The following is a 23,174-nucleotide window of genomic DNA, read 5'->3' on the forward strand; positions in this document are numbered from 1 at the left end:
TTTGCTCTCGCGATAGTAGTCGTAGCATCCCACTCCTCGTCGGCGAAGGGGGATGGAATGTGAACTCCTTGCGCGTGGCCTTTGTTACGATGCCGGGCGTCTACGCAGACATCATGTCCGCGAGCCTCGCCAAGAGGACAGACGTCGCTATTGTCGGCAGCTTGAGCACGCGCCACGATTTGACTGCCGAAATTGAACGCCTCGCACCCGACGTCGTGTTCATCGGACTCAGCGAGAACGAGGGCGAGGCCGACGTCGGACAGGCTCTGCGCGCCTGTCGGGACGGCTGCGTCATTGCGCTTGCGTTCGATGGACGCAGCGCCACCCTCCACTTCCTGCGTCCCCACCGCATCGCATTTGGAGCGGCCCATCCGGACCACATCACGTCGGCAATTCTCGACCGCCACCTCCACCCAAAGGACTAGTTCCCGCTCTACGCTCCTCGCTCCTCTTCGATCGATCCTCGTCTCTGTCCTTTGGACGATTGGGCCCGCTGCCCTTGCCGAATAACATTCCCGCCGGTCATCCGATCGACGTGGCGGGCACGCGTAAACGGGGAGCAACTCTTATGAGCGAATTTTCGGAAAATTGGGTCGCGTGCATGCGTGGTAACGGGCTTCCCGTGCCTGACGTCGAGGGTATTAACGAGGCACTTGAATTCGTCCACAAGATCCATTCTGCCTGGGAAAACGCAGGTGGTGGAGAGGAATTAACAATCGTAGCGCTTATCGCGGCTGGCGCATTTGCAGGAGTTGATGAAGCGGTTTTGGCAGTACTTGCTGAAGCCGGAGCAGTTGCCGCTGTAGCTTACCTTTCGGCTTGCATAGGATGTATAGCCGCCGTGGCTCTCGATGATCTAAAGGGACTGTTTGCCCAGGGCGAGCTTCCGGATTTCGTGGTGGCGGAGTTGGAGACCCAAGGCATCGACCTAGCCACCGCATGAAATCAGATTTACGACTGCCAGGTTGTGATCATTTTAAGGTCAAGGGGTGGCGTCACCCGAGACGCTTTCGCGACACTTTAACATCGACACCGTTTCGCGCCCAAGTTGGCGCCCTACGCGCGCCGCCACACAGGGGGACCGCCTTATGCCGCGACCTTCGCTCGTCCGCATCGGTGTCGTGACCTGCATTGCCACCGACGACTTCACCGGCAGCGACACCCTCGTCGCCCAGCTCGGCGGGGACCGCGTCTTCATCGGCGACTTTGTTGCCGAGGACAGCCGCGACGTCGGCGTCGAGGCCTCGATCGCCCCTGGCATCACGGAGCTCACCATCCTCGAGGAGGACCCCACTGGCGACGACGAGCTCATCACCATCGATCTCACCAGGGACATGGACGTCGACCGTACCGTCGGCGTGCTCGTCGGCGACGCCCGCTACGACATCAGCTTCAAGGTCATCAGCGAGCCCGACCCGTAAGACCCGACCGAGGGCGATCCGCGGCGCCCCCCGTCGGCCACCAGCCTTGTTGCACCTGACACACCGCATGGGGAATGCGATGCCGAAAGTCTACGGCAAGCCGGCGGTTGCATCGTGGGAAACCAATAGGCTGGACGTCTTCATCCGGTCCCAAGCGCGCACGCTCGTTTACGCCTTCAACCATTTCGGCGTCGAGGGCGCCGTCAACCTAGGCGGCGCGCTCGGCTCCGATCCCGTTGCCGTGACACGCGGCCCCGGCCGGCTCGACGTCTTCGCACGCGGCGACGATTTCCGCTGCCTGCACTGGGCGTGGGACCAGACCCTCGGCCGCATGGTCGAGCGCCCGCCGCTCCCGGGGCTCCTCGGCACCGACCCGGCGCCGGCCGCACTCGATGCCGATCGCATCGTCATCTTCAGCACCACCGTGGAAGGTTTCGTGCGCTATTGGGAGTCTGACCCCGACGGCTTCGGCGGCGTCATCTTCAGGCCGCCCCGGCTCGTCGAGGGCCTGGTCTCCTCCGACCCGGTGCCGGTGAACCGCCAGAACGGGCTCGACGTCTGGGTCAACGGCGGCGGCGAAGGCCTGGTCCTGCGCCGCTTCATCAATGGCGTCCTCGGCGAGCCCATCGCCCTTCCCGCCGACATCAGTGGCGCCGTCGTCGCCATCTCCTGGGCGCCGGTGCGCTCCGACGCCTATGCCCGCGACCGCGATGGGCGGCTGCGCCACTGGGGCCGCGGACTCATCGGCAACCCAAGTGTGCCGGGCGGCTTCTTCATCGACGCCGACGTCCTGGGCGAGTCGCTCTTTGCTGCCCCCACTGTGGTGACGCTTGCTGAGGATGACGCCGACCTCTTCGCCCGCGACGCCAACGGCGACCTGCGCCACTGGAACTGGAATGGCGCCGCGCGCAAATGGGACCCGCTTGGTGTCGTCCTCACCAACCTCAAATCCGACGCTGGCGCCACCGTCATCGGCCCCAACCGCATCGAGGTCGTCGCCCGCGCCGGCGACACGCTGCTCCACCATTTCCGGCAAGAGATCGGCGGCACCAGCGCCCGCGCCTGGCGACTCGACATCACCGACACCCTGCCGCTGCCCGACCCCGGCGAGGCCGGCGACTCGGTCGGCCCCGCCTTCCTCATCACCCGCGCCGCCGATCACCTCATCGCCGGCGTCTCGGCGCCCGACCACGAATTCGTCGCGGGCACGCCGCCGCGCCTCGTCACCGATACCGACGCCGCTCTCTTCCTCACTCTGCCCCCCCAGCACATCGCCGAGGAAGTTTCAAAGCCCGGCGCCCCACCGCTCAGCGGCGCCGACCTCTGGCGGGCCGAGCTTGCCGCCCCCAGCCGTCTCGCCTTCGACCTCCCCGCCTCCGCCGGCATCGCCATGACCGCCGAGGGCATCCTCGCCAGCACCATGACGGGCAACATCAGCGCAGTGGAGGAGTTGACCGCGCTCGAGGTGCCGTGGGGCCTCATCGTCAAGCCCGTGGCCGACGACGGCGCGGTCGTCTCCCGCCACCCCAGTGCCCCGCTCGACTTCGACGGCACGACCGCCCTCTGGCGCACCCGCATCGTCACCGAGGCCGGCGCCCCGCTCCGCCTCGAGCCGCTTCGGGTCGAGCGCGCCGAGCCTTTCCCGATCCCGCTGACGCGCGCCAACCGCACCCAGATCTTCTTGCAGCGCCCCGCCGCCGAAGCGAGCCGCCTCGAGCTTTCGGCACTCGGCGCTTCGCTCACCGCCTCGGGCAAATGGCGCGCCTTCGAGTGGGACCACCGCGCAACGCTAGGCCGCGACCAGACGGTGCGCACCGTAACCAAGGGTGTGCTCTACCCGCTCGGGCACAAGGCGGTCTTTATCGAGATGACCGAGCGCAGCGATCTCGAGCCCATCGCCGTGCTGCGCAAGACGCGCACCCTCATCGTCACCGAAGCGGTCACCGCCGATCCGGTGCAGCCGCGGTTCAGGAACGCCTTCCCGTTCAGCGCCGTCGAGCTCACCACTCTCCTCTTCGAGAACATCGACGAGCCGTCCCCCTGGGAGAAATTCCCCGTCCCCACGACGACGATCGAGCGTCTCGAGGAAACCCAGCTCCGGCCCGTCCAGGCCCGGCTCGACGAGCTCTTCAGGGAAATCCACGGCCCGGTCATTGGCCCGCCGCGGGATCGCATCGAGGATCTGGCGGAAACCGACTCTCGCGCCTTCGCCTACCTCGAGTTCACCGCGATCGAGCGCGACATCCTCGACAAAATCCGCCAGCTTAAGGAAGGCGGACTCGACGCCATCGCGGTCGAGACGTTCTTCGCCCCCAAGCGCGGCGGCGAGGAGATCAGGTTCCCCGTGAGCTGCCGCGCTGGTGACCGCGACATCCACTTCACCATGCCGTTGATCTTCGTCGTCGATATCGTCGCCGGCGGCGGCACCCACGATCAATTCCTCTCGCTCAGCGACGAGCGCGTCGCCCAGCGCCTCAAAGTGGTCTATGACAAGAAGGGAGTCGTCGAACTCTTCGGCACTTCACTCAACCTCACGCCGCTGGGCGCCCCCCCCGGCGGCACCGACCTGCATGAGGTCCACCGCATCAACATCGCCGGCAACCACGCCGGCGTCGGCTTCCGCCCGACCCTGGGCGCGCTCGACGATGCCAACGCGTGGGCCGCCGAGATCGCCCTCCCGACGCTGCGCACTCTGCTCGGCACCGACCCGCGCGAGCGTGTAAGATTCTCCGAGCAGTATCTGGCCGAGGGCGCCGGCGACATCGCCCTCAACCTCTTGCCAAAAGTCCCGCCGGAGGGCGGCGAGGCCATCAAGCTTGCTGTCGAGTTCAGTAAGAAAACCGACCGCTCAGGCGGCCTTGCCGCCCCCAATTTCGTCACCGACGGCATTTCCCGGGCCAAGGGACTGATCAACGTCGCCGCCCAGGTCGCCGACGATGCCGGCAATCTTGATCCGGCCAAGCTGTTCTTGGACGGCGCTTCCCTGTTGGGCTTTCGCCTCAAGGACCTCGTCGGCAAGATCGACAAGGCCCCCGAAGTGACCACCATCTACGAGCCGGGGAAGCCCCCGACGGTGCGTATGCGCTGGAAGGACGTCCCCCTCAAGGCGCCCGACATCGGCGGCTTCAAGCCGCGCGCCGGCTTCGACTCAAAGCTGGACCTCGTCGTCGAGAGCGCCCCCGACCAGAACATCAGCACCTGCACGGTCACCAACTTCACGCTGGTGATGCCGCCCACCAAGCCACTGATCGAGATCGACTTCGAGCGCATAGCCTTCACGCAGGAGACGGGTGAGGTACCCAGCCTTGCCATGAAAATGCTCGACATGCGCCTCGTCAACGAGCTCAAGCTCCTCGAGGCGCTGAAGAAGGCCCTTAGCTTTTCCGACCTCGGCCCCGCCATTGAGCCGGGCCCCGACGGCATTGTCGCGCGCTACATGCTGCCGCTGCCCAACGTTTCTGCCTTCTCCTTCGTGATGAGTAATCTGAGCTTCAGCGTCGCGCTGCACGTGCCCTTCGGCGGCGAACCGGTGTCGCTGGCGCTCGGCTTCGCCAGCCGCGCGAAGCCCTTTACCCTGACGGTGCTGATGTTCGGCGGCGGCGGCTATGTCGACGTCGAGTTCATCGCCGAGGGTCTCAGGCGCCTCGAGATATCGCTGCAATTCGGCGCTGCCATCGCCATCAGCTTCGGAATCGGACAGGCCGAGGTGCACGCCTTCGGCGGCATCCGCTATGCCCTCGTGCCCAACGCTGGACCAACGCTCACCGGCTTCATCCATATCGGAGGGAGCATCGAGGTCCTGGGTCTCATCTCCGTCTCGGTCGAATTGCGCGTCGAGCTCGCATACCAATTCGACACGAACGCCCTTATCGGCCGCGCCACGCTTGTGATCGAAATCGACGTTACGCTCTTTTCCGATACGGTCGAGCTCGATAGCGGCAACTGGGTCATTGCGGGCGGCGCCGAACGGCGCGCCATCCCGCAGCCCGGCCATGAGATGATCGGCGGCATGCTCGCCCAGCCTGTCGCCGCGCGCCGCGCCGCTGCCGACGCCTGGCGCGCCTACCGGGAGGTGTTCGCATGAGCGAGCTCTTGTGGCTGGCAGTGCCCGGCAGCACTGTTGACGTCAACGACGCCGTCACGCTGCGCGCCCTGATGGTCCCCCGCCTCACCGCCGAGACGCCTAAAACCCTCGCCGATTTCGGCCTTACCGACTGGCCCCAACTCCTCGCCGCCTCGACCCTGAGCATTGAGTTGGGCGCTGCCCCCGACGACCCCGGCACACCCATCACCGCGACAATGGAAGCGGTCGCCAACAGCGATGTCTGGCGCGCCTTCTTCGCCCCAAGCATGCCGGTCAATCCATTCCGCCAGAAGAGCTACGAGCGCCCCGAGACCGCCCGCACTTCCGAGTTTGCCGGCCGCATCTCCGGCAACTACCGCTCTGCGGCAATAGCCTTCGCCAGCGCCCCCGCCGCCGCCGCTGTGACGGTGCGCGCCCAGTACGTTGACTGGCAGGACGATCCACCGCCGCAGGGCGTAGCCGGCAGCATCGCCCCCGAGCCCTGGCAGCCGCCCGACTTCCATAAGACCGTGGCGCTCCTCCGCGAGCATCCAGCCGTGCTGCGGCACCTCGGCCTCAACATAGTCTTTTCCATCAAGGCGGCAGCCCTTAGCGGCGCCGCCGCCACACAGCGGCTGATCCGTCTGCGCTTCACCCCTGGCCCCGGCCTCGACCTGCGCTCCATTACCCCATGGACCCAGTTCCAGTTCGACGGCCGCCGCTTCGTCCCCGCCCCCCCCTCAGGCAGCGACCTCAGATCCGGCATGATCGACCTCACCGGCACCCAGCCCATCGGCTCGACCGCCCCCACGCCCGGCACGCAGCGCTGGCGCCTCGTCACCTTCGACGTCGACGGCGGCGTCAACCGCTTGCGCGACGCCGCCCGCGCGCTCGGCGCCGCCCCCGGCAGCCCCGGCGACGTGTCGCTGCCGGTGCTCCATTCGGCCGGCATCGGCCTGCTGCGCGTCGGCCGCGGCGTCCAGCTCGAGGAGCGCACCAACAACAACCGCCGCGGCAACACCGTCGCCGAGCTCACCAGCCGCGTCCTCACCGCCGACGATCTGGTGCTGGGCTATCGCATCGACATCAAGCGCCAGGAGGGAGGCTGGCGCCCGCTTATGCAGCGCCTCGCCACCTACGAGATCCCCGCGGGCGAAGGCCGCCAGCGCCTCGTCATCACCGAGCGCGAGCTTGAGGAGGGGCACGTCAAAGCCAACGCCGCCGTGCTCGGCGCCGACCGCGTGCTGCGCGCCGACGAGCTCGTCGCGCGCTGGACCGGCTGGAGCATGGCCGTGCCACGCCCCATCTTCGACCAGGACGGCGCGCGCCGCCCCGACGCCCGCCCGCCCGAGCTGCCCTTCGCCTTCAGCTACCGCTTCGAGCCCGCCCCGGGGCTCCCCACGCTGCGCTTCGGCCAATCCTATTCGCTGCGCGCCCGCGTCGCCGACATGGCCGGCGGCGGCCTCACCCTCGAAGACGATCCGCTGAGCACCGATATGGCGACCGCCGTGCTGCTCTACCGCCGCCACGAGCCCGTCGCCCCGCCCGAGATCGCCCCCACCCCCGGCCTCATCGTCACCACACCGACCGGTGAGCTCCACCCCAACCCCAAGGCGCTGGGCCCTGCCGGCACGCTCGACATCATGGTCATCCGCTCCGATCCGATGGGCGAGATGCCCATGGACGTCGCCCAGTTCGCCGCCGCTAATCCGGGGCGCTATCCGGCCAACGACCGGCGCGTCATCGTCGCCCCGCCCACCAGCCTCGATATCGCCGAGCAGTACGATGTCCTCAACGGCACCGACGAGGACACCTGGGCGATGGTTCGCCGCACCACCCTGCCGCCCACCGTCGACACCGAGGGCCGTTACACCTGGCTCCCCGACCCGGCCGCCATGGGGGTGATGGCCTTCGTCATTCCCCGCCCGCTCTCGCCCGCTGCCGGCGCCGGTGGCGGCAGCCTCTGGTCCGGCACGTGGCCCGACCCACAACCCAAGACCGTGCACCTCTCTGGACCGGATCCCGCCCGGCCGGTCATCGCATGGACCGGCGCGAACGGGGCGCCGGACACCAACGCCCTGGAGGTGCATCTCAAACCCGCTGAGCAGATGGAAATTGCCCTCAGCTCCTTCCCGCGTGACGACGACCTCTTCAAGTTCGAGATCAGCGAATGGGTGGCCGGCCCAACCGCCACCATGCTGGTCGCCGGCCGCCATCCGATGCTAACGCCGCCGCGCACGCTGACCCTCATCCACGCAGTGCGCCGCCCGCTCGGCGTCCCCGCCGGCCGCCTCGAATCCACGCGTAACCCCGGCGACACCTGGGCTTCGATCGCCCCGCCGTTCGCCGACGACCCAACAGCTCCACCCCTTGTCGGCATCGACCCCGCGAGCACCGCCCAAGTCGACGTCGAGGCCAGATGGGACGAGCCCGTCGACGCCGAGACCGAGCCGCGCACCGAGCGCGTCGCTTCCCTCGCCATCGATCGCGCCGCCGTCCGCCTGCCCGAGCTGCGCCACGAGTTCAGCGACACGCGCCACCGCCGCATCACCTATACCCTGACCGCACTCAGCCGCTTCCGCCCCTTCTTCGACCCCGAGCCCGCCGCGATCTTCGCCCAGACCGGCACCGTGGCCGAGCCGGTGAACATCCTCAGCTCCGCCCGCCCACCGCAGCCCTCCGTCCTTGCCGTCTCACCCGCCTTCCGCTGGGAAGGCACGCCCTCATCCCCCGGCCTCGCGACGCCCGTCCGCCGCTCACGCCTCGGCAACCGCATCCGCGTCGAGCTCGCCCGCCCCTGGATGATGACCGGTCCCGGCGAGCAGCTCGCCATCCTCCTCAAGCCCCCGGCGCTAACTAACCCCTCCCCGTCAGCCACCCGCCACTTCACGCGCCTTCAGCGCGACCCGATCTTTGCGAGCGCCCCGGCCCTGGGCTTCGCCACCCCCGCCATGGTCTCCGCCGAGGCCGCCGCCGCATCGCGCGAATTCGCCCTCGCCGAGACCGACGGTACCGCGCTCGCCGTCCCCTTCGCCCCGAACTTCGATCCCTTGAGCAACCGCTGGCACGCCGACCTTGTCCTCTCCGCGGCCGCCGGCAACTCCTACGCGCCCTTCCTGCGCCTCGTCGTTGCCCGCTACCAGGCGATGAGTCTCCCCGGCCTCGAGCTCTCGACCTCGGTCATCACCGACCCTGTCCAACCGCTCCCCGACCGCCACCTCTCCATCGACCTCGTCGCCGGCGCCGCCCAGATACTGCTCCAGGGCGTCGCCCCCACCGCGCCCCGCCCCAACCGCGTCATCGCCGTCCTCGAGCGCTGCCTCACCCCATCCGGCGGCCTCCCCGCCTCCGACCTCACCTCCTCCTCGCCCGACCATCCCGGCCTCTGGCACCGCCTCCCAGCCCACACCGCCGTTGGCACCGTCAACACCCCCCTCCCCCTCCTGCCGCTGCCGTCCCCCGAGCCCAACACCCACCTGCGCCTCGTCATCCGCGAGATCGAAGACCTCCCCGCCCCGTCCCCCTCCGAAGACGACGGCCCCCTCGCCTCCGATCTGCGTGACCATTCCGTCTTCATCGACGTGATCAACATATGAGGACTTGAATGTCTCACCCTCAACTGTCTCACCTCCGCGAAATTATTGAGTCGAAACAGCGAGACAGTCGGGTGAAAGGTCACGGCAACAACCGCCACGAGCCCGGCGTCTACGGCGCAGACGGATCATTTCGAAGAGATGGATAGGCCATAGTCAGAGCTTGATCTTAGTAGCGCCGCAGCGCGCGTCTTCGTTGGCCGGATCTGTAAAGAGCCTGGACTTGTGGACATCAATCAAGACGACCATTTCGACGACGTCCTTCATCCAGTCACCGGCTCAAACGCAAACGCTGAGTGGAATTGCGAGTTGTCGTACTGGCCGAATGATGTTTCGCATAATCGGGCGACGAGAAGATCATCGTTCCCTGGCGCATGATCGACGGCCCGGAATCGGCGGATGCAGTGGCCGCCGAGATCATGAAAACGCCGGTTCGCCGAGGTTCAAGTATCTCGATTTCCGGCGCGACTAATTTCGCACTGCGGGGCCCTGACCGAAGATCGCGATGGTTTCGCTGCCGCGGAATCCAAGCCGATCCAGACTGCCCCAGGCCGTTCCCGTGCCGCAGGAGATCGCGGCGCCGGTCTGAAACGTCAGATCGTCCGGAAGGACAACCAGGGAGTCCGCGGGCAACCTTCATGAACCTCGCGTGGGCGCCGTGGCCGTTGGCGCCGAACGTGATCGAGCCTTCGTCGCACATCTGCGTCCAGCCGCCCCTGCATTGATGGCAGCAACCGCAGCCGGCGTAGTGATCGTTCATCACGCGAGCACCGACCCTGGCGAGAGGGCTCCAGACGCCCTTCCCAACCTCCGCCACGACGCCGCACGGTTCGTGGCCAGCGATGATGGGCTTGTCGGACTTCTTGCCCAACTCGAGTCAGCGCCGTCCGCCGCGCGGTAGTATTTCAGGTCGCTCCCGCACATTCGGGAAGCCTTGATCTCGAGAATGACCTCGCCCGGGCCCGGAGTCAGATCCGGAGCGTCGCGGACTTCGAGCTTCCTATCGCCAAGGAAATAGACTGCCTTCATCGTCGCACCTCTGCGGGTTCGCTTTGCGATGGTCGGAATACCTTGCCGGAATTGAACGAGCCGCCCTCGTCGAGCGCGGCCTTGATCCGACGCATGAGATCGAGCTCGACCGGATCCCTCTTGCTCTCGAGCATGTCGACCTTGGCCCGACCGATGCCGTGCTCGGCCGAGAACGTGCCGCCCAGGGAGAGCACGATATCGTAGATTGCCTGGCCGATCCGTTCGCCCTGCTCCGCGGCCCGTTCGGCGCCGAGCGCAGTCGGCAGGACGACGTTCAGGTGGATGTTGCCGTCACCGACGTGCCCGAACGGAACGACCGTGACGTGCGGGAATCCGGCTTCGATGTCGGCCCGGCTCCGGCGCAGCAGCTCGGGCACCTGCGCGACCGGCACCGCGACATCGTGCTTGAAGTCGCGGCCCGCCTTCTTCTGAAACTCGGTCTGGTCTTCCCGCAGGCGCCAGATCTGCTTCTGTTGCTCGCCGCTCTGGGCGAGCGCGGCGTCGACGATGGTGCCTTCCTCGAGCCTGTCGGCGAGAAACGCCTCGAGCATGTCCCTCAGCCCGGCATCCAGGCGGCTCAGTTCGACGAGCACATAGTGATCCGCTTTCTCGACGGGTGAGCGCATCCTTCGTGCTTCGCCAGCTCCACGCAGGAGCCCGAGAGATACTCGATGGCACGCACGTTCCCCTCGGCGGCCGCCCGCAGCTTCATCCAGAAATCCAGCACCTGGTCCTCGGTCTCGACCGCGCAGAAGGCGACCTCGCGGCCGACCGGCAGGGGCGCGAGCTTCATCGCCGCCGCCGTGATGATGCCGAGCGTTCCTTCCGAACCGGTGAAGAGGTGCTTGAGGGCGTAGCCGGTGTTGTCCTTCCGCAGCGTGCGCAGGCCGTTCCAGATGCGGCCGTCGGGAAGCACGACCTCCATTCCGAGCAGGAGATCTCTCGCGCTCCCGTATCGAACTGCCGAGATGCCGCCTGCGTTCGTCGCAAGGGCGCCACCCAGCGTGGCGGTGCCCTCCGAGGCAAAAGACAAGGGAAACAGGGCGCCCGCGTCCGCTGCGACGCTTTGAAGCTCTGCGATCGTTGCGCCCGCTTCCGCGACGATGGACATGTCGACCGGGTCGACCGTTCTGATCTTCTTCATAGCGCCAGTGCTGATTACGACCTGCAGGCCCGCCTCATCCGGCGTGGAGCCACCGACGAGGCCCGTGTTGCCGCCTTGCGGCACGACGCCGACGCGGGCCTCCCGACAGATGCGGACACTCTGAGAGAGCAAGCTCGTCGACCCCGGGCGCAGCACGCAGGCTGCGTTGCCGCGAAGCAGACCGCGCCAGTCCGAGAGATATCCATCCGTCAGCGCCGGATCGGTGATGCAATCGGAACCCAGCAGCTCCCGGAGCTTGGCGACGACGCCGCTCACAACTGCTTCCAGGTGGACGTCGCGTGCGCGATCGTCTCTCCGGCGCGGTCCTGGGCTAACGATTGCAGGAAGAAAGTCTTGCGTCCCTTCTTCAAAAAGCTGGCGCGGCAAGTCACCAGGCCGCTGCGGATCGCGGCGAAATACTGGACCTTCATCTCGAGCGTCGCGCCGGCGCCGAACTGATGCTTGAGGTGATGTCCCATCGAGATGTCGAGCGCCGTCGCGAGCACGCCGCCGTGTAGCGATCCTTGCGGATTGAACATGTAGGGCTTCACGTCGAGAGTAACGACGCAGGCGTCGGCCTCATAGGAGACCGTCATCCCGAAGAAGCGCGACAGGAAGAACGATCCGAATTCATGGCGGCCGTCGCCCATGGCCGCCACGATCAGCTCCCGAACCTGCGCCTCGTCCATCCGTTCTACTCCTATTCGGCCGACTGCTTCAGCGCGGCATCGCCGAACGCGCCCTTGGAGGCGAAGCCTAAGACTTCCGTCCGCGTCCAACCGAGCCAGTGCTCGAACACGTCGACGGTGTGCTCGCCGAGGGTCGGCGGCGGCGTGGACGGCGCGGGCGGCTTGTCGTCGAAACGCAGCGGCCGGGCGACGAACTTGACTTCGCCGGCGACCCTGTGCGTCACGGTCTGGACCATGTCGCGCTGAACGAGCTGCGGCGCTTCGCAGACCTCGCCGACCGTCCTGATCGCACCGCACGGAATGCCGGCTCCGCCGAAGATCTCGAGCCAACGGTCGCGCGGCTCGGACTTGAAGATCGGACGCAGAATCGCGCCGAGCGCGGCGCGGTTCGCCGCCCGCTTGGGCGCAGTGTCGAAGCGGGGGTCGGCTTCGAGGTCCTTGCGACCGATGGCGACGCAGAACAGCGACCAGAACTTGTCGTTGGCCACGCCGAGGTTAAACCAGCCGTCGATCGCCTCGAACGTTTCGTACGGACTGATCGTCGGGTGAACGTTGCCGCGACGCTTCGGGCTTTCACCGGACGCGAAGTACATGCCGGCGTTGAACGTCAGCAGCGACGCCATGGCGTCCAGCATCGAGACGTCCACCCGCCCGCCGACGCCGCTCCTTTCCCGCTTCATGAGCGCAGCGAGCACCGCCTGCGATGCGTAGAGGCCGGTGACCAGGTCGGCGATCGAGGTGCCGACCTTCATGGGCGGCCCATCCGGGTCGCCGGTGATGTCCATGACGCCGGACTCGCCTTGCAGGATCAGGTCGTAGCCGGGCCGGCTCGCATCCGGACCGGTCCGACCGAAGCCGGAGATGCTGCACTGGATGAGCTTGGGGTTGTGGGCACTCATCGCAGCGTAGGACAGGCCCCAGTTGTCGAGGGTCCCGGGCCGGAAGTTGTCGATCACGACGTCGGCGGCCTTGGCGAGCGCAATCACCGCATCCCGCCCCGCCGGCGACTTCAGGTTGATCGCACAGCTCCGCTTGTTGCGGTTGACCGACAGAAAGTACGAGCTCTCCCCGTTGACGAACGGAGGGCCGTAGCGGCGGCTCTCGTCGCCGACACGGGGATCTTCGATCTTCACGACGTCCGCCCCGAGGTCGCCGAGATGCATTGTGGCGAAGGGACCGGAGACGACGCGGCAGAGATCCAGGACCTTGATGCCGGAGAGAGCTTCCGTACTAGACGATCGCATCTGCCAGATCCTTCATCGTCTCGACCGTGATGTCGGGCTTGTGCGGCGTCTCTTCGAACGGCCGGTTGCGGCGGTTGATCATCGCCGTGCGCATGCCGGCAGACTTGGCGCCGATGACGTCGAAGGCGTGGTTCGCTACGAAGAGGATCTGATCCATCTTGAGGCCGAGGATCTCGGCGGCCTTCGTGTAAGTCGCCTTGTGCGGCTTGAAGGAATTCGCCTCGGCGACGGAGATCACGTTGTCGAACGGGATCTTGTGATACTTCTTGGCGGTCTCGAGCATGTCGCGGTCGCCGTTCGAGAGCACGACCAGCTTGTACCTGGTCTGCAGCTTGGCGAGAGCCGCCGGCACCTCCGGGAAGCATTCGAGCTTCTCAATCTCGCCGACCAGGTACTTCACCTCGTCCTTCGTGTACTTGATGCCCGACCGGTCCATGACCTGGGAGACGGCGCGGTGACCGATCTCGCGGTACGGCGTGTGCTCGCCATGGAGCAGCGCGTCGATCATCGAGTTTTCGAAGTGGGTGCGGCGCCACCAGGTGACGAAGGAGTTCGGATTGCCGGTCCAACCCTTCTCCTTGAGGAACGGCGTCGCGATCTTGACGAGGCCGCCCTGCATGTCGACGACCGTGCCGTACTGGTCGAACATGCAGACCTTCACGCTGTCTTTGATCTTCTGGATGTCGGTCATTGCTTCTTCCCTTTGCTCGTTGACTGAGTGGATGATCCGGATTTGACCGCATCCACCGCCATTTTCGAAATGGATTGTTCTTCTGCGCACATTCGCGACGTGAATGTCATCGTCGCGGCTCGACAGGTTCGGTCACAGCTTCTGCAAACGGCTGGACGGCAGGGAGCCCGAAGGGAATCTCCGGGCCCACTGCTACTTGTGGTCCGTGTCCGCTAGGCTCCGATACCGACGACCTTCTCTCTCGAGGCCGAGGGTTCCGTCCCGGTCGCCGCGCCCGAGACTTCCTCAAGTGCGCGACCTTTGGTCTCGAAGCCAAAGATCATGAAGACCACGGCCTGGAAGAGAAGAATGCCCGCGAGCGTCACCAGCACGCCGACGAGCCCTTTCCACGCGAAGATCGCAATGACGACGAACTGGACCAACGCCGTCGTCACGCGCCCGGCGGTCGCGCAGATGGCCGTGCCACGGAGCCTGTAGCGGGTCGGGAAGAGCTCCGGAACGTGCATGGCGAAGCCGGTAGCCAACATCACATAGATCGCTGTGACGAGAAGGAAGCCAACCACGACGAGCGGAGCGCCGTCCGGCATGAACGGATACGCCAGACCGAAGACCGCCGCCGCGATCGACGATCCGATGATCGACGGTCTACGACCTATCGCATCGGCCAGCGCCAGGCCGATCAGCGATCCAATCGGGCCGCCCAGAGACATGAAAGTCGTGTAGCCGAGCGACGACACAACGCTATGGCCACCCTTCACCATGAATGTGGGCAACCAGCCAATGAAGCCGTAGAGACTGAAGCCGACGACGATGTGCAGGAGACTGCCGAGCAAGGTCCGACCGAGGTAAGGAGGTGCGAACAAGCGCCAGACGGATCCCCCCTCGTCTTCCACACGCTGCGCAGTCGAAACCGGCGCCAGCGGCCCCTTCTTGGCAGCTTCCGCTTCGATGCGAGCGAGGATCGCCTCGGCTTCGTCGCTGCGGCCGTTAGCGGCCAACCACCGAGGTGACTCGGGCATCGACTTTCGGAGGAACCAGACGATCATCGCCAGCACGCCGACGAGGCCGAACATATAGCGCCATCCGAGGCTCGGAATGACCCACAAGCCGACCATCGACGAGACGAAAAGTGAAAAGTTGGTGATGACGGCCAGAATACCGATCCATCGGCCGCGTGACGACGCAGGGACGAATTCGGTCAGCGTTGCGTAACCGACGACAATTTCGGCGCCAAGTCCGATCCCGATGACGAAGCGCGCGGCGATCAGCGCCTGCATGGACGGAGCAAGCGCCGCCGCCAGCGAGGCAAGGCCGAAGATGGCCAGATTGATCTGATAAGAGAAACGGCGACCGTAGCGATCGCCGAGAATGCCCGAGAACCAGGCACCCAGAGTCATGCCGATGAAGGTCGCGGTGACAAACGCCGCGTTGAGTTCGAGTGTCGACCAACCCTCCTTCAGCACAGCTCCAAGAACGCCTCCGGCGAGGTAGATGTCGAAGGCGTCGAGAAACATGCCGGCGCCGATCAGCGCCAGGATCCGCCAATGAAAGCCGCAAATCGGCAGCCGGTCGAGGCGAGCGCCTGCGTTGACCGATGCCACCTGTACGTCCGAAATCACCTGCATTCATCCCTCCCAAGGGTCGACAGAGATCGACCGAAATTGTTTGGGAGCAGGATGGCGATCGGGATGGCGGCGTCTAATCGGAATCCACTATTCCACTATTTGGCAGACCAATAATCCTGCGTTTACCGCAAATTATCGAAAGGTGGTCGGTGGAGCGGCTCCGTCTCAGTCGCTGTCGGGAAGGCTTCGCGTGGCATCGACGAAGATCGAACGCAACCAGTTCAGGTCCTGACCGGCATCGTGCCTTCGGTGCCAATACATGGACCATTCGAAGGGATCGGACGCGAACGGCAGGTCTCTGATCGCAAGATCTTCCGAGACCATCGCGAAGGCCAGGCGCCGGGGCATGACCGACAACAGATCGGAATCCCGCAGCACGTGCGGGACCAGCAGCCAATGCGGAACGTTGACCGCGACCCGCCGTGTCAGCCCTTGCCGGGCGAGCACGTCATCGACGAAGCGGAGATCTGTCGGCGACATTGAGACCTTGAGATGCGCCGCCTGCAGAAACGTCTCCATCGTAAGTGGGCGCTGCGCCAGAGGGTGACCTTCGCGCATCACGCACACCATCCGATCCTTCATCAGGACGACCGACTTGATCGAATTCGAATGCGCGAGACCCATCGAGATCGCAAGGTCGATTTCGTCCTTCTCCAGGGCCTCTACTGTTTGCGTCGGCGAATAGTGCACGACATCGAGCTGCGCGAAGGGTGCCGTCGTCTCCAACGTTTTGCCGACGGCGGGAAGAAGAAGACGGCTGAGAAGATCGGACAACCTCACGGAAAAGCTACGTGTCGTGGTGGTTGGATCGAAAGCGGATTCGCTATCCAGAAGGCGCTCCACCTGCCGCAAAAGCCGCTTCACCGGCTCCGCCAGCTCGATCGCACGCGGCGTGGCCTGCATGCCGTTGGCCGTCCGGACCAGAAGCTCGTCCTTGAAGATGTGACGCAGCCTGGAGAGCGCATTGCTCATTGCGGGTTGACTGAGGCCAATCCTGTCGGCAGCACGGGTGACGTGAAGGTCCGTGAGAAGAGCGTTCAGAGCGACCAGAAGATTGAGATCGACAGATCTTAGGTTCATGACGCGCCATCATTGATATCACGAATAATGAAGCCTTGAAAATCCACAATACAAATCCCGATCAGTCGGCGTCAATGTCCGCACTCGATGAGATCTAATGCGCACGTTTCAGGACAATCGGCGGCCGTAAGCGCAATGCCAATGGCGGGCGGCCTCAAATGAACGCCTCGGCTCTAGCAGCTCCAGCCCTTCTGCACGCTGTGGTTCGATGAGATACTCCGCCAGCCAAAACGTGCTGGAGCGCCGAGCTCGTTCGAGTTAAGTCGAGACCACCAGCTCTCTTTGCATGTGAGTGAGACCCACAACGCCAAAGCTACGCTAAACCGCGCATAACCAGCCGAATGCCCTACTCCCACGCAATCGTTTACGGCGACATCTCCGCGTTGATTTACAAGCACAAATTCACAAAGCTGACGGTTAACTCCCGACGGTATATCCGCCCGAAGTCTTTGGTCTTGAATTCACAGAAACATTTTTCGGGTTAGGACTATTGGCCACTTCAGCAACTATCGGAGTCAATCGATGAAGTGGCGTGTTGGCTCACTTGAAAAAGTAAGCCACACCTTCAGCCACCGAAGCGAACAACCAGCATACTATCGCGAGAAGCACTATTGCGAACAGCGGTGCGGCTCGCATAGTTCGATTAACAATCTCAACAGCTAAACGAGTGGAACCGCGCGGTTCGGGGCGGGGTATGTATCCCGAACGCCACCCCATCTGTCGAGCAGCAAAGCACACCTCTTCGGGTGAAAGATAGCCTAGCGACGTGTAGTTCCGAATTTGATCGCCAGAACGGTAGCGTCGAAATTCAGCAATCAACTTCTCTGAAAATCGCGAGGGTGCCCCCACCTCAACGTAATCCGCTCCCACTACATAGATGTCGCGATAACCTAACCACATCGCTGTCAGATCAACGGCGGGCTCCTCTGACCGAAGTGGATGCCGAAGACCCTCCAGGACGATATGCGCCATTTCATGGGCGATAGCCTGAATAACGCTCTCGTATCCACTGCAATCCAAGAACGATTTTCGGATGAAGATAGTGGCAGTAGTCTTCTCGAACTCCCGGCTATTCAACGGAGGCATAGGGACAGGAAGCGACACCCACGCAGGGGCATCCTTCTTCGGCAAACTGGGATCGTCCCCTCTGTTTACAAGGCCAACTCTTAGCCTCAGCTTCAATTTCATGCTGTCGCGCACAAACTTCACAACGCCTGTATAGTCCTGCGCTTCATAGAGCTGGCGCAATAACGGCGATTGGATTTGTGTTGTCACCTGAGACATCGATGCGCGGAGCACTTCTAGATGCGACCGGATCATCTTATCGCGAAAGGGCTTGACCTCGGCTGCCGTCACTTGCTGCTCCAAACACTGCAGTCAGAAGCAGGGCGAGCAATACGAAAAGCGACTTTCGTCCGCTCAGGTGTCTTCGTTTGCTTGTTCTTTTTACGTGCCGATGGTTGCATTTGCGCAAAATCTGATGATTGCCGTGCTGGCGAAAAATTCTGGAAGAGTTTGCGATGAACAGGAAACATCCTGGGTTCGCAGTACGCCGAAACTACGTAGACCGGCTGAGGCCGAAGAGGATCGGGTTAGGCAATCTCTGGCGCTTCAATCAATACGGGACCGTGGGGAATGAACTCGGTCAGATACCGCTTTGGCTTTTCGGATCCCCGGAGGCTGGAAATCCTGATCGGAGACTCAAGCAAGCGCAGGCTGTCGACTTCCCAAAAGAGGATCCAATTCCCTTTGTTATCGAGGGGATACTTCAAAGTACTGTCCGGGCGGTACATCATTCCGTCTTTGTGCGCTCCATTTCTTGCGACTGATGAACCAAGATATCGAGCCGCCCAGGTGACGCTGGGTGGATTGATAGGGCGCACTGGATCGGACGCGTAGATCAAAACATCGCATCTTTCCTCGGAGAGTATGGAATCGAGGCTGTTGAATAGCTCCCAATTTCTACTGCCGAACGCAACCTTGCCTGCTCGTTGCAGTGTTCTTGTGCCCGAAAGCAAATGTTCTTCCGGAACTGAGGCTAGAAGGGCTACCGGCATTGATATGTACCTCGGCTGGTTATTCCCGGAGAAGCGAGCATGCTCTTCCAATTCGTTCGATCTCGCGGCGCACGATCACACAATAGCGCCATCCTCCGCTGGCCTCACTCGGGAGAGAACGAAATCATCACCCGCCTTCTCCGGAAAGGATGCAATCCGGAAGACCTCGAAGCGGACCGGCCGATCCTCCCAGCGCCGCGATGCTGCCAGGTTCAACCTGGCGATGATCCCGGGGTGCCGAAGCAGAGGATGAATCGATGGCGCAAGCAATACGGCGCTGATGTCCAGGCAATTAGCGAGCTGGTCCCGCGTGATCGCTGTGTTTCGCTCGCGAGATCCGCCTTCAAATTCGAACCGGCCATTTAGCGCATCGCGCATCACGCTGGAGTAGAATATCAGTTCCGACAGGGCCCCGACCTTGTTGTTTCCCCGCTTTTTCAGTTCGACAAGGACAAGCGTGCGTCCCCTGATTCCCATAAGGTCGATTGCACTCTTTCCGCCCGAGAAAACACGGCTGTCCCTGGAGACGCTTTCATGAAACAGCCCGACGGGCCATTGCCGCATCACCCTGTCGAGGCCCAGCTCGGCCCGGAAGGCCGGCGAGATCTCCAGCGCCATTTCGAGGTCGCGCTCCGAGTGGCTTGCTGGATTTGCTATTATCGCCTCGAAGCGCGTCGCCAGCTCACTGTCAATCAAGTCAGAACGATCGCCTGGTTCATTCAGGAACAGTCGTCCCTTGCTGCTCACGACCCTGGAGCGGGTTGCGACAGAGCTGTCGATTGAGATCTCTTCAGGAAACAGTTCGGCGAACCTCGCAAGGCGATACAGAAGCCGTTCAAAATGCAGCAGCCCCTCCCGATCGCCCGGCTCTTCGTCCAGCCGTATGGCGACCCTCTTCACTCCGCAGTGACAAAGCAGTGCAAGAGACCAGGCTTCGAACGCTGCGGCGTCCCCCTGCATGTTTTCATAGAGGCCCTTGGTCCTGATGGTAAGCGTGACCAGATCCTGGCTTCCCTCGACACCTATCTCGTCCTCGTTCGGAAACCTGCAATTCGAAAAGTCGTCGCTGCGCCGAAGCAGATTTTCCCAGTCGCGATTGCAGAGCATGAAATTAAGCCCTCCCCCTGATTCCGGAATGAACTTGTTTTGCGGATTCTAGACATCGATCCATTCGCCGTCGTCGACCAGCATCACGTTGTTGAATAGCTCCGGAAACCGGAGACGTTCAAAGGTGTGAACCGGGATTAGGCGCCTGGGCGAAACGGCCATCGCAAGGCGTTTGAGGTCGCCCGGGCTGGCATGCCCCGAAGTGTGGACGACTTCAAAGGGAATATCGCGACGTTCGCAGTCGGCCCGAAGTGCTGCTCCTGGACTACCGTCCCTGAGATACCCATCCCACTGGGACCAGAACAGCCTGGCTCCGGCAAGCACGTTTACGACGTCGGGATCGCTCATCATCCAGCCGCGAAACAGCATGACCGAACGGGCACCATGCCCCGCCAGCTGTCCTGGCCAGATCCTGAATGCCCGATAGCTGTCCACTAGAGGAGCGATCCCCTTTTGCTTCAATTGCTGGCGCTGCCGTTGCGGGATGAAGACCGCGAGGTTAGGCCAGCCAGCGACGGGCTTCGGAATGCTGTCGGTCCCCGTCGCCTTTAAAACCTCCGCCGCGTAAGCGTCGACTATCAGTGTTCGTCCGGTTCGCTTCGCTGCCCTGTAGACAGTCACCACCCTGTCTATGTTCTGCGCCGAGCAGGCGACCAATGCGATTCCCGGCGTCTCTCTGAACCTTTCGACAAATACCTCCTCGAGAGCCTCCTCGGTCGGAAACGCCTCATCCTGAGCCAGGCGCCCGAGGCTCGAGCCTTCCATCAGCATGACATCAACGTCACGTGGCGGAGTCTCGATGAGAGCCTCAAACAGCCTGGCCTTCCGGCCATGTGCCCTCAGATCGCCGGAATAAAACAGCCGTTTGCCGTCTGCCTCGATCTCCATGGCATACGCGTCGAACCCGGAATGGTCCACAAGGCGCGGCAGGATGGCGAAGGGGCCTATCTGCATGCGCTTTCCATGCTCAAGATGCTGTGCCGCGTTCAGGGCGACTCCGTCAGGAATGAAATCGGCCGCGGCCCGCATGATGCTCTCGGTCGCCCTGCCCATCACAAGCGGAATCCGCGGGCTCGCCCTGGGCACGAGTCCCCAGTGATCCCTGTGTCCGTGAGACAGGACGATTGCGAGAAGGCCCGAACTGCCATCCGCAAGCCCGTCGACGCCCGGAAGAGGTGCCGAGGCAGGATCCGTAGCGTCCAGTGGCAGGCCCAGGTCGAGCAGGATTCTGGAAGCTGCGCTTTCCAGTTCGATGCACGTGCCGCCGATCTCCCGCGTCCCCCGATGAATTCTTATTCGCACTATATTCCCTTAAATAACGACGAGCCGCAGGCTCGGCACGGCTCGTCAGCCTTCGCCGCCCCGGCCTTCACGCCCCAACCGGAGCAGCAGCGCGGCGCTCAGCTCCATAGATTCAAACAAGGCCCGAAGAAATTTACACTTTATGGAACATTTCGAAAAAATTTCCTTCTGGCTACAGGGGTGGCGCCCGTGTCATCTCTCCCAATGAATTCCGGGCCGGAACAATGGACGATCTGATCACATTTGCAATCGGTGATATCCATGGCTGCTTTGACAAACTGGCGAAGCTTGTGGCCGCGTGCGCTTCGGCAGGCGCCGGAAGGCGCACCCGGTTTGTCTTCATTGGCGATTACGTCGACCGGGGGCCGGACAGCAGCAGGGTGCTGGAGTTTCTGATCGACAGACAGCTGCGCGAGGAGGACAGCTTTGTCTGCCTACGGGGAAATCATGATGACCTTCTGATACGGGCCGCCTGCGAAGACCGCACTGACTCTGACCTGATAAACTGGTGGGCAAATGGCGGGGAGCAAACGCTGGAGAGCTATGGCATCAATGATCCCTGTGAACTCCCCGCCAACCATCTCGCCTGGCTAAGGTCGCTGCCGCTGACGTTCATCGATCAGCACCGCATTTTCGTGCACGCAGGAATCCGGCCGGGCATCCCGATCCAGGACCAGACCAAAGAAGACCTGCTGTGGATACGGGAGCCGTTCCTGAGTTCTGAGGTGGACCACGATGCGTTTGTCGTTCACGGGCACACCCCGACGCAATCGAGATTGCCCGAGCTCGGTCCAAATCGTCTTAATCTCGATACGGGAGCCTGCTTCGGCGGCACGTTGACGGCCGCAGTATTTACTGGCGCAGAGCGCCCGCCGGCGTTGTTCATCAACAGCGACGGGCATTCCTGGCGACCCCGGGGCAAGCGGAAATAGCCGATTGCGTCATAGCCCAACGCTAACGGCACCGGGCGCCCGGACTACCGGGAAGCCCGTCGCTCGGCGTGCGTCCAAATCTGACGTGTTCGTCTCCTAATCCAAGGCTCCAGATGGAGCTCACAATGACGACCTGGCTTGCCGAATTTCCTGTCCCCTATTCCACCGATAAACCGCCAGGCTTTCTTCTGGAACCGTTCAGGTGGGCGACACCACGCCTCATAGCCATAGTTCGTGATCAACCTGGATATCTCCCCGATTTGATCGACCTCAGCCATACCCGGATGCATCTGATAGGGGTCGCTCTTGGCCATCTCCAGACCGATCCGGGCACAGACCTTGCGGAGATTCTGTTTCGGGGACCAGCAGAGACCCTTCTGGAATTCAGCGTCGGTCGACAGCCACCGGGGCTCAAGCGCGCGGTACGCATCATGCCGAACTACATGATGGAGGCGGAAAGCTATCGCGCGCTCGTAAGGCTCCTTGATGAGCCGCAAGCAGCGCGGTTCTTTCACCATGCGCCCGAAATCCGCGATTCCACGATCAGGGCAATGAGCGGCGTTCCTGTTGAGTTGCGCTCAGCACTATTTTGCCTGCAGGAGAATATCGTGGACATGAGTTCATTTTCCGAGGGATTGCGCCACATCGCGCGTCGCAGTGGCAGGCTCACCTTTGACGGGCTTGTCGCCGAACTCGCCCGCGCCCGTCAGCCGCAGCAGCTCGTGGCAAGGTTAAAGTCCTTTGTTGACACCCTTCCGCTGCCTGATGCCCTGCCCCCGGCCCGCGTGCATCATGCAACGCGCATCGATTCCGGTCGTCAGCTCCGTGAGCTCGGGAAGAAGTGGGGCAACTGTCTGGAGAGCTACGTATGGAATGTTGAGCATGGCCAGTGCGCGATTTATCTGTGGCGACATGCGGGCTTTCAGGCTGCCTGCTCGGTTACCCGATCCGGTCGCCTTGGCTGGTTTCTCGATCAGATCAAGGGGCCTGAGAACGCCGACGTTACACCTTCGGAGGAGGAAACTATCCAGGCCGCCTTCAGGGCTGCGGGAATTCTCCCCGAATCAGTTATCGGTTCGATCGCACAGATCGTGGCACTGGATGGTCTGCCGCGAAGGCGGCGACGACATCTTGCTCGCGTCAGGGGCCTTCCCGTACGCGATGAAATCACGCTTCCCGATCCTGCGTGAGCCGCCC

Annotated in this window: 18 protein-coding genes and 2 pseudogenes; 8 read left to right on the forward strand and 12 right to left on the reverse strand. The window is 63.4% G+C overall.

From position 1 onward, the window contains the following. Window positions 1–68: 68 nt before the first annotated feature. From JQ627_RS20085 to JQ627_RS39090, 6 genes and pseudogenes are all read left to right on the forward strand, one after another. Window positions 69–425 (forward strand): hypothetical protein, encoded by a 357-nt coding sequence (locus JQ627_RS20085; protein WP_212485878.1) that lies wholly within the window; start codon window positions 69–71, stop codon window positions 423–425. 143 nt (window positions 426–568) lie between these two features. After that, a complete protein-coding gene (locus JQ627_RS20090; protein WP_212485879.1) occupies window positions 569–943 on the forward strand; it encodes a hypothetical protein in 375 nt (124 codons plus the stop codon). Window positions 944–1,088: 145 nt separating this feature from the next. Next, entirely contained in the window at window positions 1,089–1,421 is a 333-nt protein-coding gene (locus JQ627_RS20095; RefSeq protein ID WP_212485880.1) for a hypothetical protein, read from the forward strand. A 79-nt stretch (window positions 1,422–1,500) separates the two neighbouring features. Further along, window positions 1,501–5,505 carry a hypothetical protein gene (locus JQ627_RS20100; protein WP_212485881.1) on the forward strand — a complete coding sequence of 1,335 codons (4,005 nt, stop codon included), beginning with the start codon at window positions 1,501–1,503 and terminating at the stop codon, window positions 5,503–5,505. Continuing rightward, window positions 5,502–9,080, forward strand: coding sequence for a hypothetical protein (locus tag JQ627_RS20105; RefSeq protein WP_212485882.1), 3,579 nt, complete (start codon window positions 5,502–5,504; stop codon window positions 9,078–9,080). Before JQ627_RS20100 ends, JQ627_RS20105 begins: the two co-directional genes overlap by 4 nt. 338 nt (window positions 9,081–9,418) lie before the next feature. After that, a pseudogene (locus tag JQ627_RS39090) lies at window positions 9,419–9,559 on the forward strand (DUF1194 domain-containing protein); the annotation flags it as partial. Window positions 9,560–9,717: 158 nt separating this feature from the next. On the opposite strand, the pseudogene JQ627_RS39795 reads toward JQ627_RS39090, so the two are convergent. The 12 genes and pseudogenes from JQ627_RS39795 to JQ627_RS20165 all read right to left on the reverse strand — a co-directional run. After that, a pseudogene (locus tag JQ627_RS39795) lies at window positions 9,718–9,948 on the reverse strand (alcohol dehydrogenase catalytic domain-containing protein); the annotation flags it as partial. A 154-nt stretch (window positions 9,949–10,102) separates the two neighbouring features. Continuing rightward, window positions 10,103–10,732, reverse strand: a complete 630-nt coding sequence (locus tag JQ627_RS20115) for an FAD-binding oxidoreductase (RefSeq protein ID WP_212485883.1) — start codon at window positions 10,730–10,732, stop codon at window positions 10,103–10,105. Then, window positions 10,684–11,526 (reverse strand): FAD-binding oxidoreductase, encoded by an 843-nt coding sequence (locus tag JQ627_RS20120; RefSeq protein WP_212485884.1) that lies wholly within the window; start codon window positions 11,524–11,526, stop codon window positions 10,684–10,686. Before JQ627_RS20120 ends, JQ627_RS20115 begins: the two co-directional genes overlap by 49 nt. Then, window positions 11,523–11,939 carry a PaaI family thioesterase gene (locus JQ627_RS20125; RefSeq protein ID WP_212485885.1) on the reverse strand — a complete coding sequence of 139 codons (417 nt, stop codon included), beginning with the start codon at window positions 11,937–11,939 and terminating at the stop codon, window positions 11,523–11,525. The genes JQ627_RS20120 and JQ627_RS20125 overlap by 4 nt, the downstream gene beginning before the upstream one ends. An 11-nt stretch (window positions 11,940–11,950) precedes the next feature. After that, on the reverse strand, window positions 11,951–13,183 hold the full coding sequence (locus JQ627_RS20130) for a CaiB/BaiF CoA-transferase family protein (RefSeq protein WP_212485886.1): 1,233 nt from the start codon (window positions 13,181–13,183) through the stop codon (window positions 11,951–11,953). Continuing rightward, window positions 13,170–13,874 (reverse strand): haloacid dehalogenase type II, encoded by a 705-nt coding sequence (locus JQ627_RS20135; protein WP_212485887.1) that lies wholly within the window; start codon window positions 13,872–13,874, stop codon window positions 13,170–13,172. The genes JQ627_RS20130 and JQ627_RS20135 overlap by 14 nt, the downstream gene beginning before the upstream one ends. A gap of 212 nt (window positions 13,875–14,086) precedes the next feature. Next, complete coding sequence (locus JQ627_RS20140) at window positions 14,087–15,388, reverse strand: MFS transporter (RefSeq protein WP_249143213.1); 1,302 nt, start codon at window positions 15,386–15,388, stop codon at window positions 14,087–14,089. A 276-nt stretch (window positions 15,389–15,664) separates the two neighbouring features. Further along, window positions 15,665–16,579, reverse strand: a complete 915-nt coding sequence (locus tag JQ627_RS20145) for a LysR family transcriptional regulator (protein ID WP_212485889.1) — start codon at window positions 16,577–16,579, stop codon at window positions 15,665–15,667. A gap of 540 nt (window positions 16,580–17,119) precedes the next feature. Further along, window positions 17,120–17,935, reverse strand: coding sequence for a hypothetical protein (locus tag JQ627_RS20150; RefSeq protein WP_212485890.1), 816 nt, complete (start codon window positions 17,933–17,935; stop codon window positions 17,120–17,122). 236 nt (window positions 17,936–18,171) lie between these two features. Beyond that, window positions 18,172–18,636: a hypothetical protein gene (locus JQ627_RS20155; RefSeq protein WP_212485891.1), complete on the reverse strand. Its 465-nt coding sequence runs from the start codon at window positions 18,634–18,636 to the stop codon at window positions 18,172–18,174. 75 nt (window positions 18,637–18,711) lie between these two features. After that, window positions 18,712–19,743, reverse strand: a complete 1,032-nt coding sequence (locus tag JQ627_RS20160; protein WP_212485892.1) for a hypothetical protein — start codon at window positions 19,741–19,743, stop codon at window positions 18,712–18,714. Window positions 19,744–19,791: 48 nt separating this feature from the next. Continuing rightward, the gene (locus JQ627_RS20165; RefSeq protein ID WP_212485893.1) at window positions 19,792–21,045 is read right to left on the reverse strand and encodes an MBL fold metallo-hydrolase; all 1,254 of its coding nucleotides are present in this window, start codon (window positions 21,043–21,045) and stop codon (window positions 19,792–19,794) included. Window positions 21,046–21,269: 224 nt separating this feature from the next. Here JQ627_RS20165 and JQ627_RS20170 point away from each other — a divergent pair, with 224 nt between their 5' ends. Both JQ627_RS20170 and JQ627_RS20175 read left to right on the forward strand, forming a co-directional pair. Beyond that, entirely contained in the window at window positions 21,270–21,977 is a 708-nt protein-coding gene (locus tag JQ627_RS20170) for a metallophosphoesterase family protein (RefSeq protein ID WP_212485894.1), read from the forward strand. A 125-nt stretch (window positions 21,978–22,102) separates the two neighbouring features. Next, on the forward strand, window positions 22,103–23,167 hold the full coding sequence (locus tag JQ627_RS20175; protein ID WP_212485895.1) for a hypothetical protein: 1,065 nt from the start codon (window positions 22,103–22,105) through the stop codon (window positions 23,165–23,167). The last annotated feature ends 7 nt before the right edge of the window (window positions 23,168–23,174 follow it).

This window comes from Bradyrhizobium liaoningense, from assembly GCF_018130785.1.
GTDB lineage: Bacteria > Pseudomonadota > Alphaproteobacteria > Rhizobiales > Xanthobacteraceae > Bradyrhizobium > Bradyrhizobium liaoningense_A.